The organism is Methylobacterium sp. WL103, assembly GCF_008039885.1.
Classification (GTDB): Bacteria; Pseudomonadota; Alphaproteobacteria; order Rhizobiales; family Beijerinckiaceae; genus Methylobacterium; species Methylobacterium cerastii.
In genome coordinates this window covers 1-533 of sequence record NZ_VRUX01001231.1, presented here as the reverse complement: position 1 = coordinate 533, position 533 = coordinate 1, and the positions used below count along the sequence as shown (strand labels likewise).

General features: G+C 73.9%; 2 pseudogenes. Both read right to left on the bottom strand.

The window, feature by feature from the left end:
* Positions 1 to 74: 74 nt before the first annotated feature.
* Positions 75 to 233 (bottom strand): annotated as a pseudogene (locus FV222_RS28775) (uridylate kinase); the annotation flags it as partial.
* A 171-nt stretch (positions 234 to 404) separates the two neighbouring features.
* Positions 405 to 533, bottom strand: a pseudogene (locus FV222_RS31735) (uridylate kinase); the annotation flags it as partial.

Genomic DNA, 533 nt, shown 5'->3' with positions numbered 1-533 from the left:
GGCCTGGTCGACGCCGCGTTCCCGGCCTTCGCGGCCCGTTACGGTGGCGCGGTCGCGATCCTGGGGCCCGCCGGCGCGTCGGCGGACTTCACCAGGATGCAGCGGGCGGCGCCGAGCTGCGTCGCCGCCCAGAGCGCGAGGCTGTCCGAGGTGACGTCCCAGGTCTCGGCGATGTCGGGGTGGCCGGCGCGCAGGGCTGCGGGGTCCCAGATGTGGGATCGAAGCGAGCCGGCGCCCTCGCGCGTCACCGTCCGAATGGACGGTTTCACGCCTGTCGCAGCGGTTTCGGATCGAAGCGCGGGTCCCCTCTCCCCATGGGAGAGGGGGCCGCGAGGCTCCACCCGCGTGTCTTCGGTGGCCCCGCCGGGCTCTTGAAGGCGCTGGTCCTCGAAGGCGAGGGCGATGACGGGAAGGCGCGGCTCAATCGCGTGAAGATAGTCCGCCATGCGGCTCATCGCGTCGAGCGCACGGCGATGCGCCTCGGCGTCGTCGAAGCCGTCGCGCCGCTGCGCCGCGCGGACCGCGTCGGCGTG